Origin of the sequence: Corynebacterium sp. HMSC06C06 (genome assembly GCF_001807295.1) — a bacterium.
GTDB classification, from domain to species: domain Bacteria; phylum Actinomycetota; class Actinomycetes; order Mycobacteriales; family Mycobacteriaceae; genus Corynebacterium; species Corynebacterium striatum.
Genome location: NZ_KV788521.1, coordinates 30,889 through 44,983, shown reverse-complemented (window position 1 = coordinate 44,983; position 14,095 = coordinate 30,889). Strand labels below are relative to the sequence as shown.

The window sequence follows — 14,095 nt, the reverse complement described above, 5'->3', positions numbered from 1 at the left end:
AAAGCACCCAGCGAGAAATAGCACCCAGCGAATACGAGAGAGGGAGGACCAGGTGGTCCTCCCTCTCCTTTCTTTATGGCAATCGTTCTAGACAGGTTGCTTGATGCTTTCCCCTTCTTGGGTTTCGCGTGGCCCGGTCTGTTTCGCCTTCTTAGCGCGCTGCACTGCCCAATCCACGAGGAAGAACAGCACCAGGGATGCGCCGAAGAGCGGAGCAATGATGGAATACAGCACCGCGCCCACGACCAACGCTGGAGAGAGCTTCAGGTGCTGGAGCGCGCGCTTCGGGCGACTAAACCACATCCACAGGCCCATGACACTGACCGCCAACAGGTCTAGCGCGAGAAGCGCGAGCGCAACCTGATTGTAGATTCCGAACAAGGTGCCCATGTGCAGCTGGATGAGCCATGGGACCACCTTGGCCATGAGCGGCCAGTCCTTAAAGTCCACGCGGTCCACCACTTCACCAGTGTGCGGGTCGACAGCGATGGCATCGTAGCTCAGCTTGTAATCTTGGCGTGCCTCAGTGATGGTCCACGCTGGCTTCTCCGCGGAAGGCGGCGTCATGTCGAGGATGCCGGTCAACCCTGCCGAACGCGCGGCCGCCAACGCATCTGCAGCGCCCATCACGTTCATGTCCCCCGTCATGTCCATATGGTGATGATGCTCGGCATGCGGGTCCGCGGCGGCGGTTGCTGCGGGCTTGGGCTGCATCCAATCCATCTTCTCGCGCAGGGTAAAGATGCTTTCACCAGCAACCAAGGACCAGGTCAGGCCAGTGATGGTGAGGAACACGAAGCCGGGCAGCAGCCACGCGCCGATCTTGGAGTGCAGGGTGAGCATCTTGCCCGCTTTCCGACGCCGCTTGAACCACAGGTAGATGCCCATGATCGCCAGTGCGCCCAGCCATGAGGCGGCGAGCTCGGAGTAGATGCGGCCGACGTCGCCAAGCCAGAGGCGGCGGTGCCCCTCGGAGAGCCAGCTGCGCAACGGCAACGCGCGGGAGGAGCCATACTGCACGAGGTCCCCCTTGATTTCGAGCGTGGCGGGGTCCACGAACACTGCGTGGGCGTAGCTGGAGGATTTCAGTGCGTCATCCGCGAAGAGCACGCGGGTGGTTTTACCCTCTTCAAAAGCTTGGACCTTGCTGACTTGTAGGTCTGGATACACCTTCTGGGCTGCTGCGATCTGCTCGTCGAGGCTGTGTGCTTCACCGCTTCCTGACGCCACGATCTCCTTCTTGTACACCACCGACTCGATGCTGGGGGCCAAGGCGTAGAAGAACCCGCTCAGCGCCGCAACGATGAGGAACGGCGCTATGAGGACACCGGCTGTCTTGTGTAAGCGCGACATTGCGCCATGATTGGAAATACTCATGGGTGAATAGTCGCGACATTATTAGCAATGGTTCCCGATAGAGTTTTCTTGTGATCCTTTCGAATCGCGGGAACTTTTGCCGGCAGTGGTCAGGTTGACCTCAATTCAGTTTGGTTTCCCTGGTTGGGTCCCCCTCTAATGGTCCCTTTACGAGTAACGAAGCCATGCGGGATGCCCCATTGGGTAGCTTTACCCCCAAGGGGATCCAACCAATGGGACCAAACCGCTAAACGCTAAAACCAGGCAGCTTAGACGGAGCGCAGGAAGTCCGCGGTGTCCATGATTCGCTGGCGGGCCACTGCTGGGGTGGAGATGCGGTGGGTCGAGACGTAGTCGGCGGTCTCAGCGCCAGGGATGGTGACTCGCTCGGCGATTTCGTCTTGCACCGCAGTCTGGACGAGTGTGCGCGGATACTCGGTGGGCAGCTCGTAGCCGGCGCGGATCTCATCGGGCAAGTTTCCAAGTGCCGCGAAGTCGGGGAACGTGAGCAGCAGTGCATCGGCGGGCGCGAGTGCAGCCAAGGCGCCGCCCGAGGAGTAGCCCCACACGGTCACGGAAGCCGCACCTTGTTCGCGGGCATAAGCGATGGCCTTGTTGACGGATTCCACCATGTCAGCCACGGTGTGTTCAGGCGCGAGCGGGTAGTCCACGTCGATGATGGTGGTGCCGGACAACTGCGCTGCGGCGGCGACTTCGGGGCGCCACTGCATCTCCAGCGCGTTGCCGTCACCGCGCCACCAGCCGCCGGAGTGGAGGGAGACTGCCCACTTGCCATTCGGCGCAGTGGGCTCGAAGATGGCGCCGACCTCAGTGTCACGCTGAGTGATGCCGTCGGTGAACTTGGTGCCAGGCAGCGAGTGGTCCACTGCGGTGCCTAAGACCATCATGGCCGCCTGGGTAATGCGGTCCGGCAGCAGTGCGCAGTAGCGATCCGCATCCGGCGAACCGCCACCAGCCCACGGCGGACGGAAGTCCGGCAACGGGTAGTGGACCTGCAGGTAGGAATAGAGCTGGTCGAGCTGCTCTTCCTCGCTCAGCTGACGGTCTTGGCCGCCAATCTCCCAAACTTGGTCCGATTGACCTGCTTGGTCGGCTTGGGTTTCCGGGTTCTCCTGCTTGTCAGTCATGAGACCGAGGTTACCGCTACCATGGCGGCCATGACGAAGGTAGTCATCCAAGAATGGGCACCCATCACCAGATTGTGACGCGGTCTTCCGGGACCAGGTAAAACGGCGAATCCGTGTCTACGTCAAAAGCCTCGTAGAACTCCGCAATGTTCGCTGCAATGAGGTTGCAGCGGAACTCTGCTGGGGAGTGTGGGTCGATGGCCAAATACTGCGTGGCCATCTCCGGGCGGATGGCCGTGCGCCACACGCGGGCCCAGGCCAGGAAGAGGCGCTGGAGCCCGGAGTACTCGGCGTCGTAAAGCGCAGGCTCCGCGTCCTCCACCTCGAAGGACGCAACCTGACCGTTGATGTCGAGGCCGTGGTCCGCGCAGTAATTCTTGTAAGCCACCACGGCGATGCCCAGTCCACCCAGGTCACCGATGTTCTCACCCAGAGTGAAGTTGCCGTTGACGCCTGCCACGCCCTCAACGCCTTCCAACACGGACGGGATACGGCCGTCGAACTGACCCACCAGCTTGGCGGTGAGCTGCTCAAATGCGGCGCGGTCCTCGTCGGTCCACCAGGAGTTGAGGTTGCCCTGGCCGTCGTACTGCGAGCCCTGGTCATCGAAGCCGTGGCCAATCTCGTGGCCGATGACTGCGCCGATTGCGCCGAAGTTCTCGGATACGTCGCCGCCCTCAGCGGAAGGGACAAAGAAAGGCGGGCGCAGGATGGCGGCCGGGAAGGTGATGTCGTTGACCACCGGGTTATAGAAAGCGTTGACCGTCTGCGGGGTGGAGAACCACTCGTCGCGGTCCGCTGGCTTGCCAATCTTGCGCAGCTCGAAGTCGTGCGCCCACGCGTTGCCCGCGCGGACGTTGGCCACGAGGTCCTTGCCCTCAGAGCTGAAGCTCAGATCGGAGTAGTCACGCCACTTGTCTGGGTAGCCAATCTTGGCCTTGAACTGGGAGAGCTTCTCCAAGGCACGCTCGCGGGTAGCGGGAGTCATCCACTCCAGCTGCGAGATGCGCTCGCGGTAAGCGGCCGTGAGGTAGTCCACCAAGGTGTCCATCTCCGCCTTGGAGGCTGGCGGGAAGTGCTGGTCCACAAAGACCTTGCCAATCTCCTGGCCCACCAGGGACTCCGCCAGGCCCACGGCGCGCTTCCAGCGGTCACGCTGAGTGGTAGCACCGGAAAGGCGGGTGCCGTAGAACTCGAAGTTCTTCTTGCCCACTTCTTCCGGCAGGTAAGGCGCGCGGGACAGCAGGATGTGCCAGGTGCCCCACAGCTGCCAGTCCGCCATGCGGTCTGCGGTGAAGAGCTCCTCGAAGTGCTCAAGGTAGGAAGGCATCATGTTGACCACGCGGCTCTCGGACAGGCCGCTGCCTGTGAGGATGGCGCGCACGAGCGCAGGCAGCTCGCTAAGTTCCATTGGGTTGTAGGTCTTCACGGCATCGCGGGTGGACACGACGTCCCAATGGCCCGCGGCCAGCTCGGTCTCTAGCGCCACAATGCGCTTTGCAGCCACCTCCGCGCCTAGACCAAAGAGGCGGGCCGGGTCGAGGAAACCCAACATCTGCGCCACGTGCTGCTCGTAGGCAGCCAGCGTCTCCGCGTGTGCCTCCTCGCGGTAATAAGCCTCGTCGGGCAGGCCCAGGCCAGACTGGATAATGTAGGCCACCGCTTCCTCGGAACCGGAGTCCTTTTCCACCCAGAAGGTCACGGGCGCACCGACACCTTCGCGCTCCAGCTCACCCAGGTGCTGTGCCAGCTCTCGCGGGTCGGCTGCGGTGAGGCGGTCGAGGTCGGCGTCGATAGGCGCCATGCCTGCACCATTTACGCCCTCGGTATCAAGATGCGATGCGTAGAGTGCGCCTGGGCGCCCCGTGTCATTTTTAACAATCTCGTGGACGAGTTCTTCCGCCTCGTCACGCAGGTTGTGGAAGGTGCCGTCAACGCCGCGGTCGTCGGGGATGACGTGGGATTGTAGCCAAGGTCCATTGACAAATTGGTAGAGATCTTTCATGCCAGCCACTCTATGTCAATCGCGGTCTATAAGGTGTGGGTTATGCCAACTTATCGCTTTCCTCCTGCGCAGCTGCGCGGGCATTTCTTTCTCGCCGCAGGTGGCGTGCTTTTGGCACTAGGTTTGCCTGCCATCTTGGCCGCGATTATTCCGACTCCCGAGCCGGAGGCTGAGCAGGTGGTGCTCAATCCACCGGGCTTTGACTGGGAAATCCCCGTGCCGGATTTGTACTGCACCCCGAATGCAGACGCGATGGCGATGCAAGCCTGGGACTGCGGCCAGGTGCTGGTCCAGCTCACGGCACTCGAGGATCTCAGTGACGCCGAGGAGGAAACCGCCGCCCGGCGCGCCGTGCGCGGTTACAGCATGGGCAATACTTCTGAGGCGGAAATCTTCCATGAAGGCGATGCACTCGCGCTTTACGACGACCCCTCCGGCACCCTTGTCCTCTCCCGCAACGGGGAGGGCGAGGACGCGAAGGTGGATTACATGGTTATCTTGTCCAGCAGCTCACCGGCACAAACCTTTGCCACGGGTGAGCACATTTGGCACGCATTCGGCCACGAGAACCTACCCGGATACGAGCAGATGGTGGTGGGTTCATGAGTAAGCTTTTCCGCAATACCATGTGGGTGTTGATTGCCCTTGGCTGCCTTGCCCTGCTTTTTAATCTCTTAAGCTTTGGACTCATCGCGCCGGCTTTGTTGCTGCCCAGCATCGCAATCGGTGCTGTGGTTGCCGCGCTTTTTCTCTTTTTGTTGCGGCTTAGCCCCATGTGGCCGCGCTCTGCGCGCAGCTGGGTTCCGCCCGCATTGCTCTGGGGCGGCGGTACCGCGCTGGGGCTTGCGCTGCTTAGCGCTCCCCCGCTGACTGACCTTGCGCTTTCCTTTGGGTGGAAGGCCGCCGCATTCTCGTGGGCCGGCGCCTATCCGGAAGAGATCTGCAAGGCCACAGGTGTGCTTTTTATTCTGCTTTCCTACCGAGAGCTCAACCGGCCTTGGCATGGCTGGATAGTCGGCGCCTGCGTGGGCCTTGGATTCGAGATGGTAGAAAACGTCATGTACAGCATCATGGGCGGCATCATTCATCCACTCAATGATTGGATCGGCATGCTGCAAATGTGGGGCCTGCGCCTGGTGGCAGGCCCTGGCCTGCACGTTTTGTTCACCGCCATGGCCGGCTGGGGCATCGGCTGGGCTATCTTTGCGGCGAATAAGTCGCGGATGTGGCGCCTGGGAGTGCTCTACGGTTTTATGGCATGCGCTTTTGGTTTCCACTTCTGTTGGAACTACATGCACGACGACGAGATTCTCATGATCATCCAATACATCGTCGTGGCTTTGGTGCTCTACCCGTTCAGCATCTTCCTCATCCTGCGCGGAAACAAGCTGACCAAGCAGGATGATTCCTACTACGTCACGCCAGCTGCTTGAGGTCCGCGGCGTCTAGCCCGTGGCGGCGCATGTTTACGCGGCCGCCTTTATGAGTAATTCCTTCGGCTTCCCAGCGTGGGATTGAGCGCTCAGGCGCGTGCGAGGTGCCGTCGGCGCGCACCACGCGCCACCACGGCACGGACTCGGCCTTCTTCATGACCCAGCCGACGTAGCGAGCACCCACGCCCACTACCTTGCCCACTTCTCCGTAGGTAGAGACGTTGCCGGCCGGAATGCACCGAACGACCTCCGCTACTTCATCTACCTCGTCTTTCATCTAAAAGTCGAGGTTGAGAACGTCATCTGACTCGCGCGGCTCCTCCTCGGGAGCGTCCTCGACTTCGGCCAAGGTGACGGTGGCGCCGGTGGAATCGGCCAACAGGCACAGGCGGCCAAAGGGAGAATCCCACGGCTCGCGGATGACCTCGCCGCCTAGCTCCACGGCCTTGGCCGCAGCGGCCTCTAGGTCGCGCACGCCCAGGTAGGTCTGCCAGAAGCTCGGCACCTGCGGCGGGAACTGGCCTTCGGCGTTCCAGAAGCCGGCGAAAGGAGCGCCGTCTTCTTCCGCGGTGGCGTAGGAGTCGTTGCCGCGCACTTCCCAGTTGAACAGGTCGCCGTAGAAGTCGCGGACCTCAGCGAAGCTCGTAGTGGCGGTCAGCTCATGCCACACCGGGGTTCCGGGCTCGCCGCCCGCGATGAATTGGTCTGCGCCAGCCGGTTGGATGAGGCCGAACATGCCACCGGCGACGTCGACAAGCAGCGCCATGTGGCCCAGCTGCACCTGCGTTGCCGGCACCAACACGCGGCCGCCAAGCTGCTCGGCACGGGCGCAGTCGCCGTCAATGTCCTTGCTGAGGAAGTAGGTCACCCACGTATCCGGCATGGTGGCCTGCTCAGGCTGCGGAATGAAACCAGCAATCGGCAGGCCCTGGATACGGCCGATGCGGTATTCGGTCGCGGACTCGATCTCCCAGCCCAGCACCTGCTCGTAGAAGTTCACGGACTTGCGTGGCTCGGAGGTGGTCAGGTCGATCCAGTAGGGCATGCCTACTTCAGCTTCGAAAGCGGGCATTACATGTTCCTCCACTTCTCGGGATCGAAGTCGTCGTCTGCGGTGGCTTCGTCAAAGTAGTCATCATCATCGTCATCTGCGGCGGCCACGCGGGCAGAAGTGCCAGCGATGCTCACCTCGTCGCCGGGGTGCAGGGTGGCGCCGCGCTGGGTCACCACTTCCCCATTGACCTGGACCTCGCCTTGCGCGATGAGCTCTTTGGCTTCACCGCCGGTAGCCACGAGGGAGGCCAGCTTGATGAACTGGCCGAGCTTAATGGAATCGCCCTTGATTGAGACTTCTAGCATGCGGCATAGCTTACCGAGAAGGCACCCTGCCGGGATACTCGACCTTGAAAAAGTCCAGGATGGAGTTGGTTGCCCAGTCGTGCGGCACGAGTCCGCTGCGGTCGGTGACGCCGCCGTTCCAGGTGTGCGTGCCGCCCTTAATTTTGTAATTCACGGTGGGCATCGCGCAGGAACCCCACGTAAAGCGGGTGACGTCGTCCTGCTTATCCTCCGCAGGGAAGGGATCGCAGTGGTTGTGTTCGGCTACCTTGGCGTTGGAATCCTCGGCGCCCTTGTAGTGGCCGCCGTGCGCCTCGCCGCCGCGGTAGTTGATCACCACGTCCGCGGTGCCGTGTACCGCCAGGTAGGCAGTGGGATCGCCCTGGCAATCCTCGTCCACGCCCTCGTAGTTCGCCGCGGAGACCGTGGCGGCGCCGTCGAGGGAGCGGTTGCAGGCCAAGGCGCGCACGAAACCGCCGCCGTTGGAAAAGCCCGCGGCAAAGACGCGGCCGTCGGTGTTGTAGTTCTGGTTTGCCCAGGCGAGCGCGGCGTCGACAAACGCAAGGTCCTCGTCCAAGGACGTCTGCGCATAAGGAGCGGGCGCCCAAGCCTGTGCCTTGCCTGCCGGGAACAGCGTGATGGCGTTGGCTTCGTAGAGCTCAGTGTCCTGGAAGATGGTGGACGGATCGCTGTTGTAGCCGTGGAAGACCATCACCACCGGCGCAGGTTTGGTCGGGTCGTAGTTGTCCGGCACGTGCGCCATGAAGGAGCGCCCCGTAGGCAGCTCGATGGTGCGGTAGTGGCCGGTTTCGGTGGATCCGCTGGCAGGCAGGGGCGCGCTTTCCGACGCCGTGACCATATGCGCCGGCACACTATGCGGGCCGCTGCCCGGCTCATCCGTGGTGGAGCACCCGGTGGCAAAACATACAATGGCAGCCCCGGCAAGAATGCACAGGGCTGCCTTTAATGGGTGGCGCACTATGAGATCGGGCGAATCTTGACTGCGGTGCCGGTGGCGGTGACCATAAGCATGTCGTTGGCCTGGCCCATAGGCGAGTAGTCAAAGCTGATGCCCACGACGGCGTCGGCGCCCAGCTCCTGGCCGCGGTTCCACAGCTCGTTAAGCGCTGCCTCGCGGGCCTTGACTGCCTCTTCCTCATAGCCGGCGGAGCGGCCGCCAGTGAAGCTGCGGAAGGAGGCACCCAAGTCCTTGAGGAAGTTAATACCGGTCACCGTCTCACCCGCAATGACGCGAATGTACTCGGTGATTTCGTGACCATCGACGTTGTTGGTGGTGGTGAAAACCATGAGCCCTAGACTACCTGCGTTCTGGGGGAAGATCAGCGACGCTGAAGTGCAAGCCCGGTGTGCCGTCGGCGCGGGTGAACTCGACCTGCAAGTCGTCCTTCTTACCAAAGGCCACGAGGTGGCGGGCCACAACGTGTTCGACGGACTCGATGCTTTCTGGGTCTGCCTCGACGTTGAGGAGGAGAATGTTGGGCTCAACAGAAAGGTCGAGGGTGCCGCGGGTGTTTTCGCGCTCGAAGACGCAGCGGCCGGTTTCGGTTTCTGGGTCCCAGTGGGCGTCAATCTTGGCAGAGAAGTGCGATGCCAGCTGCTTGCCGTAGCGTGCCGGGCGATCGGTTGAAACGCGTGCGGTGGAATTGCTCATGCCGGACACTGTACGCGTTTTAGGTTTACCTAACCAGTGCGAGTATTCCCTCATAAATCATCACGCAGCCCAAGGCACCGAAGATGAGGCCCGAGCCGATATCGAGATGAGCCGAATACTTCGTGAGGAAACGCGCCGCCGCGCGGACGATGAGCGCGAAGGTAGAAAACCACGCCACGGAGACCACAGTCAGGAGGATGGCGATGACCACGGTCCATTCAAGCCCCATGTCAGGGCGAATGAACTGGGCAAAGACGGCACCGAAGAAGACGAGCGCCTTCGGGTTGGAAAGGTTAGTGAGCAGGCCCAGCTTGTAGGCGCGGCCAGCGGTGATGTCCTCGACGTCGCCAGTGCTCACCGCCTGCTTGATGTGTTCCTCGTCGAAGCTTCCCGCGCTTTGTGTCACGGTTTCTGCGGCGTTTTCTGCCGAATCTCGTGAAGTACTGCGGGCAGAGTTAAGGGCAGAGCGCCGTTGCGTCAGGCCCGAGCGAATGGAGCCATAGGCCATCCAGAGAAGGAAGCCGCCGCCCACCAGCTGCAGCAAGCCGAGCAGACTAGGGCGAGCGGCGATAAGAGCAGATAGCCCTGCCAGGGAGGCGGTGAGCCAGACGACGATGCCGGTGCAGATGCCCAGCGCACACATGATTCCGGCACGCGTGGACCGCGGGGCAACGCGGCTAAAGTCATCCGGCCCTTCTCTTGGCTCTTCTAGTAGGCACCCTTAATGGCCTGCTTGTGATCGCGCACTGCCTCGCCCTCAGCGTACAGCGGCATATCCTCACCGGCCTTGTACCACGTTACGTCGTTCAGCGGTGCCAAAGGCTTCTTTCCGGCAATCAGATCGGCCGCCTTCTCGCCCACCATCATTGTCGGCGAGTAGATGTTGCCGTTGGTCACGGACGGGAAGACGCCGGCATCGGCGATGTAGAGGCCCTCAATGCCCCAGACCTGCATGGTTTCTGGGTCCACAACCGCCATTGGGTCATCCTTGGAGCCCATCTTGGTGGTGCACGACGGGTGCAATGCGGTCTCACCGTCGTTGCGTACCCATTCGAGGATCTCCTCGTCGGTCTGCACGTCAGGGCCCGGGCTGAACTCGCGGGCGCCCACCTCAGCCATGGCTTCGGTGTCCAGCAGAGAACGCGCAACGCGCACTGCCTCGACCCACTCGCGGCGATCCTGGTCGGTCTTCAGGTAGTTGAAGAGGATCTCCGGCTTTTCGTGGATGTCTGCGCTCTTGATGCGGACGTGGCCCTTGGTATCGGAAAACATCGGGCCAACGTGCCACTGGAAACCGTGCTTGACGTCGGCCTTCTGGCCGTCGTAGCGCACTGCCATCGGCAGGAAGTGGAACATCAGGTTCGGGTATTCCTCGTTCTCGTTGGAACGAACGAATCCGCCGCCCTCGAAGTGGGAGGTCGCAACCGGGCCCTTCTTGGTGAAAATCCACTGCAGGCCCATGAATGGCCAGCGCCACTTGTCCAGGTAAGGCTGGGAGGAATCGGTGGACTTGGTGGTCTCATACTGGATGTAGACCTCGAGGTGATCCTGCAGGTTCTCGCCGACGCCTGGCAGGTGCTTGACGACGTCGATTCCATGCTTGCGCAGCAACTCCTCGTCACCGACACCAGAGACCTGCAGCAGCTGCGGGGTGTTGATGGCACCAGCGGAAAGAACGATCTTGTCAGCGAATACGCGGTGGACGCCGCCCTTCCACTCGTATTCCACGCCGACGGCCTTCTGGCCTTCGAAGAGGACCTTGGTGGTAAACGCGCGGGTACGCACCTCGAGGTTCTCGCGGTCCAGGTTCGGGTGCAGGTAAGCGCGCGCTGCAGACCAGCGCTTGCCGTGCTTGATGTTGCGGTCGAAAGGCGCGAAGCCTTCCTGGCGGTAACCGTTGACGTCGTTGGTCAGGTTGTAGCCGGCTTCCTGGACGGACTTAAACAAAGCCTGGAACAGCGGGCTGGTGGCGGGGCCGCGGGAGAGGTACAGCGGGCCGTCATGGCCGCGGCGCGGATCGTTGTCCTCGGCTGCGGCGGCGTTCTCCATGCGGTTGAAGTAAGGCAGGCAGTGGGCAAAGTCCCAGTTCTCCATGCCGGGGTTCTTGGCCCACTTCTCATAATCCATCGGGTTGCCGCGCTGGTAGATCATGCCGTTGACGGAAGAGGAGCCGCCGAGCAGCTTGCCGCGCGCGTGGTAGATGCGGCGGTTATTCATCTCTGGCTCCGGCTCGGACTCGTACTGCCAGTCGTAGTTCTTTGCGCCAATGGGGAATGAGAATGCGGAAGGCATGTGGACGAATAGGTCCCACAACGAATCGTTTCGGCCTGCTTCGAGAACCAGCACACGGGTGCCGGGGTCCTCACTTAGGCGAGCGGCGATGACAGAGCCTGCGGAACCGCCGCCTACGACGACAACGTCCGAGACCTCATCGGTGACCTTCTTCGATACCTTCTTGAGATTCTTCTTTCCCATGCAACGCTCCTTTTCCGTGCTTTCTGGCTTTCTTGGTCTTTCAGCGATCTTGCTTGACACTTGGTGACCGAATTCATACGGTCACACTCTCCTACGGAGTAAAGCTTTTTGAATTTTATGCATACGAACGAAATGTTATGCGTCGGGCCAAAATGGCCACCCAAACCACTGTACACGTCTTTGTGAATGTTTGCGCAGTATGGGGTATATTTGGGTTGTTCCGCCCTCAAGTCACGGGCGAAACAATGCAATCAAATCGCGCATAGAAAACGAGGGAGTAATTCACATCACACACCCCTCTTCGCCCCAGTGAGACTGAATTTTATTCACGTCTTAATGTCGGAATTTTCATCCATAAACGACTGCAACGAGGAGTAGTAAATGGCAAACTTTGACCCCCACGACCCGGAGGCGTCCCCGACGCCCCGCCGGTCCCCCCAGACAGGTGGGTCGGAGGCCGCCGCGTCACCGTTAAAAACAACAGAAACCAAGAGACCTCGCCGCCCCCTGAAGAAGTCGAACTATCAGGTCCGCGCACTCGTCGGCAGCTTCAAGGCAGAAACCGGCCCGGAAGTCGGCTCTGGTGAAGTTCCGGTGCCAAAGCCCAACTGGCCAGTGTTCATCATTTCCAGTGCGCTCATCATCGCCATGGCTCTCTACGCAGGGCTTGGCCGCGAGTCCGCAGCAAACACCTTGGCCAACGTCACCGCATGGATCGGTACCAACTTGGGCTGGTTCTACGTCCTGACGGCCACCATCGCCGTGGTCTTTGTCCTCTATATTGCGTTCTCCAACGTGGGCGATATCCGCTTGGGACCTGACCATTCGCGCCCGAAGTTCAACACCTTCTCGTGGGCATCGATGCTCTTCGCCGCAGGTATCGGCGTGGACCTCATGTTCTTCGCCGTGGCTGAGCCGGTGACCATGTACGTGGCCCCACCCGTCGGCGAAGGCGAAAACATGGAAGCCGCCAAAGAGGCCGTGGTGTGGGCGATGTTCCACTACGGCATTACCGGCTGGGCACTATATGCCCTGATGGGCATGGCCTTTGGCTACTTTGCCTATCGCCTCAACATGCCGCTGGCTATTCGCTCAGCGCTCTACCCGCTCATCGGCAAACGTGTGCACGGCCCGGTTGGTGACGCCGTCGATATCGCCGCGATGCTGGGCACCGTCTTTGGTGTCACGGCGTCGCTTGGCATCGGCGTCGTACAGCTGTCCTATGGTTTCCACCTCATCTTCGGATTCGAGCAAGGTCTGGGCCTGCAGTCAGCACTCATCATTATCGCCGTTGTCATCGCCACGCTGTCTGCTGTTTCCGGCGTGGACAAGGGCATTCGCTTCCTCTCGGAGCTCAACGTTTACCTGGCCATCGCGCTCATGATTTACATCGTGGTCTTCGGCAAGACCGCGTACCTCTTCGACGCGATTACCACCAACGTGGGCGACTACATCTCGAAGTTCCCTTCGTGGACCATGGAGACTTTCGCTTTTGCTGACGACCAAGCCTCCACCGGCGAATGGATGCAGGCATGGACCTTGTTCTTCTGGGCATGGTGGATTGCCTGGGCCACCTTCGTGGGCCTGTTCCTGGCCCGCATCTCCCGCGGCCGCACCCTGCGCCAGTTCATCTTCGGCGTGCTCACTTTCCCGTTCCTGTTCATCCTCATGTGGATGTCTTTCTTCGGCAACACCGCGCTCGACATGGTGCGTTCTGGCGAATACCCCGACTTTGCGGAAGCCGCCGTTAATACCCCTGAGCAGGGCTTCTACGACATGCTTGCGGAGTTCCCAGCATCCGGAGTCGTAATCTTCCTGACCACCTTCATCGGTCTTCTGCTCTACATCACCTCAGCTGACTCCGGTGCGCTGGTGATGTCGAACTTCACCTCGAAGATTACGGATAGCCGCCAGGATGGCCCGCGCTGGATGCGCATCTTCTGGTCCGTCACCGTGGGTGCCCTGACACTGGCCCTGCTGCAGATTGACGGCATTGCCACCGTCCAATCCGCCACCGTGGTCATGGGCCTGCCCTTCGCAGTAGTCATCTACCTCGTGATGTTCTCCCTGTGGAAGTCCTTGCGCCTGGAAAGCGTCCAGCGTGAGGCTCGCCAGACCGCGCTGCATGGCGCAATCTCGGGCCGCACCGAACTGGCACCAGAAAACGGTGACCGCTGGAAGAGCCGTCTAGACCGCGTCAACTCCTACCCCACCAAGCAGGAAATGGATTCCTACCTGCGTGAGACCGCTACCTTCGCCCTCGAGAAGGTTGCCGTGCAGATGCGTGCACGCGGGTACGACGCAGTCCTCCTCACCAGTGAGCTTCCCGACGTCGAGCTGCCGCAGCTGGACTTGCAGGTCACCCTTGAGCACGAACGAAAGTTCCGCTACCAGCTCTTCCCAATCACCGCTGAAAGCCCTGACTTCACCCCAGGCGATGACGACGAGTACTACCGCCTTGAGGTCTACGACCTCACCGGTTCCCTGGGCTACGACGTCTACGGCTACTCGGAGAACCAGCTCATCAACAACGTGCTGGATCTCTATGAACGCCACCTAGCGTTCCTGTACATGCAGCAGACCCAGCCGGGCGACTCTGACGTCTCCGATGGTGCTGAACCCGAGCCCACATGGCAGGAAGACAGCTAAGCTGGCGGACCCCGTTCAT

General features: G+C 61.1%; 13 protein-coding genes and 1 pseudogene. 3 read left to right on the top strand and 11 right to left on the bottom strand.

Going from position 1 to position 14,095, the window contains the following annotated elements:
• Window positions 1-87: 87 nt before the first annotated feature.
• The 3 genes from HMPREF3153_RS11485 to HMPREF3153_RS11475 all read right to left on the bottom strand — a co-directional run bounded on the left by HMPREF3153_RS11485 (window position 88) and on the right by HMPREF3153_RS11475 (window position 4,509).
• The gene (locus HMPREF3153_RS11485) at window positions 88-1,377 is read right to left on the bottom strand and encodes a PepSY-associated TM helix domain-containing protein (protein ID WP_246817203.1); all 1,290 of its coding nucleotides are present in this window, start codon (window positions 1,375-1,377) and stop codon (window positions 88-90) included.
• Between the two features lie 248 nt (window positions 1,378-1,625).
• Entirely contained in the window at window positions 1,626-2,504 is an 879-nt protein-coding gene (locus HMPREF3153_RS11480) for an alpha/beta hydrolase (protein ID WP_070420934.1), read from the bottom strand.
• A 64-nt stretch (window positions 2,505-2,568) separates the two neighbouring features.
• Complete coding sequence (locus HMPREF3153_RS11475; RefSeq protein ID WP_070420933.1) at window positions 2,569-4,509, bottom strand: M13 family metallopeptidase; 1,941 nt, start codon at window positions 4,507-4,509, stop codon at window positions 2,569-2,571.
• Between the two features lie 42 nt (window positions 4,510-4,551).
• Between HMPREF3153_RS11475 and HMPREF3153_RS11470 the strand changes: the two genes are divergently transcribed.
• On the top strand, window positions 4,552-5,115 hold the full coding sequence (locus tag HMPREF3153_RS11470; protein WP_070420932.1) for a hypothetical protein: 564 nt from the start codon (window positions 4,552-4,554) through the stop codon (window positions 5,113-5,115).
• Window positions 5,112-5,942 carry a PrsW family intramembrane metalloprotease gene (locus HMPREF3153_RS11465; protein ID WP_070420931.1) on the top strand — a complete coding sequence of 277 codons (831 nt, stop codon included), beginning with the start codon at window positions 5,112-5,114 and terminating at the stop codon, window positions 5,940-5,942. The genes HMPREF3153_RS11470 and HMPREF3153_RS11465 overlap by 4 nt, the downstream gene beginning before the upstream one ends.
• Here HMPREF3153_RS11465 and HMPREF3153_RS11460 read toward each other — a convergent pair.
• The 8 genes and pseudogenes from HMPREF3153_RS11460 to betA all read right to left on the bottom strand — a co-directional run bounded on the left by HMPREF3153_RS11460 (window position 5,926) and on the right by betA (window position 11,427).
• A complete protein-coding gene (locus HMPREF3153_RS11460) occupies window positions 5,926-6,219 on the bottom strand; it encodes an MGMT family protein (RefSeq protein WP_070420930.1) in 294 nt (97 codons plus the stop codon). The two genes, HMPREF3153_RS11465 and HMPREF3153_RS11460, sit on opposite strands and share 17 nt — an antisense overlap.
• Window positions 6,220-7,014, bottom strand: a complete 795-nt coding sequence (locus HMPREF3153_RS11455) for a VOC family protein (RefSeq protein WP_049192668.1) — start codon at window positions 7,012-7,014, stop codon at window positions 6,220-6,222.
• Entirely contained in the window at window positions 7,014-7,301 is a 288-nt protein-coding gene (locus HMPREF3153_RS11450) for an RNA-binding S4 domain-containing protein (RefSeq protein ID WP_005530492.1), read from the bottom strand. Before HMPREF3153_RS11450 ends, HMPREF3153_RS11455 begins: the two co-directional genes overlap by 1 nt.
• A 10-nt stretch (window positions 7,302-7,311) precedes the next feature.
• Window positions 7,312-8,139, bottom strand: a complete 828-nt coding sequence (locus HMPREF3153_RS11445; protein ID WP_005530493.1) for a CE1 family esterase — start codon at window positions 8,137-8,139, stop codon at window positions 7,312-7,314.
• A 119-nt stretch (window positions 8,140-8,258) separates the two neighbouring features.
• Window positions 8,259-8,588, bottom strand: coding sequence for a YbjQ family protein (locus HMPREF3153_RS11440; protein ID WP_070420929.1), 330 nt, complete (start codon window positions 8,586-8,588; stop codon window positions 8,259-8,261).
• 10 nt (window positions 8,589-8,598) lie between these two features.
• Window positions 8,599-8,952, bottom strand: a complete 354-nt coding sequence (locus tag HMPREF3153_RS11435) for a DUF2218 domain-containing protein (protein ID WP_049062330.1) — start codon at window positions 8,950-8,952, stop codon at window positions 8,599-8,601.
• Window positions 8,953-8,977: 25 nt separating this feature from the next.
• Window positions 8,978-9,607, bottom strand: a pseudogene (locus HMPREF3153_RS11430) (LysE family translocator); the annotation flags it as partial.
• Window positions 9,608-9,660: 53 nt separating this feature from the next.
• Entirely contained in the window at window positions 9,661-11,427 is a 1,767-nt protein-coding gene (betA, locus tag HMPREF3153_RS11425; protein WP_070420927.1) for a choline dehydrogenase, read from the bottom strand.
• Window positions 11,428-11,808: 381 nt separating this feature from the next.
• Between betA and betT the strand changes: the two genes are divergently transcribed.
• A complete protein-coding gene (gene betT, locus HMPREF3153_RS11420) occupies window positions 11,809-14,076 on the top strand; it encodes a choline BCCT transporter BetT (protein WP_070420926.1) in 2,268 nt (755 codons plus the stop codon).
• Window positions 14,077-14,095 lie beyond the last annotated feature (19 nt).

Excerpts from the sequence above, each read along its gene's own strand:
- HMPREF3153_RS11485 (WP_246817203.1), bottom strand. The coding sequence starts at position 1,377 with ATGAGTATTTCCAATCATGGCGCAATGTCGCGCTTACACAAGACAGCC.
- HMPREF3153_RS11480 (WP_070420934.1), bottom strand. The coding sequence starts at position 2,504 with ATGACTGACAAGCAGGAGAACCCGGAAACCCAAGCCGACCAAGCAGGT.
- HMPREF3153_RS11475 (WP_070420933.1), bottom strand. The coding sequence starts at position 4,509 with ATGAAAGATCTCTACCAATTTGTCAATGGACCTTGGCTACAATCCCAC.
- HMPREF3153_RS11470 (WP_070420932.1), top strand. The coding sequence starts at position 4,552 with ATGCCAACTTATCGCTTTCCTCCTGCGCAGCTGCGCGGGCATTTCTTT.
- HMPREF3153_RS11465 (WP_070420931.1), top strand. The coding sequence starts at position 5,112 with ATGAGTAAGCTTTTCCGCAATACCATGTGGGTGTTGATTGCCCTTGGC.
- HMPREF3153_RS11460 (WP_070420930.1), bottom strand. The coding sequence starts at position 6,219 with ATGAAAGACGAGGTAGATGAAGTAGCGGAGGTCGTTCGGTGCATTCCG.
- HMPREF3153_RS11455 (WP_049192668.1), bottom strand. The coding sequence starts at position 7,014 with ATGCCCGCTTTCGAAGCTGAAGTAGGCATGCCCTACTGGATCGACCTG.
- HMPREF3153_RS11450 (WP_005530492.1), bottom strand. The coding sequence starts at position 7,301 with ATGCTAGAAGTCTCAATCAAGGGCGATTCCATTAAGCTCGGCCAGTTC.
- HMPREF3153_RS11445 (WP_005530493.1), bottom strand. The coding sequence starts at position 8,139 with ATGGTCACGGCGTCGGAAAGCGCGCCCCTGCCTGCCAGCGGATCCACC.
- HMPREF3153_RS11440 (WP_070420929.1), bottom strand. The coding sequence starts at position 8,588 with ATGGTTTTCACCACCACCAACAACGTCGATGGTCACGAAATCACCGAG.
- HMPREF3153_RS11435 (WP_049062330.1), bottom strand. The coding sequence starts at position 8,952 with ATGAGCAATTCCACCGCACGCGTTTCAACCGATCGCCCGGCACGCTAC.
- betA (WP_070420927.1), bottom strand. The coding sequence starts at position 11,427 with ATGGGAAAGAAGAATCTCAAGAAGGTATCGAAGAAGGTCACCGATGAG.
- betT (WP_070420926.1), top strand. The coding sequence starts at position 11,809 with ATGGCAAACTTTGACCCCCACGACCCGGAGGCGTCCCCGACGCCCCGC.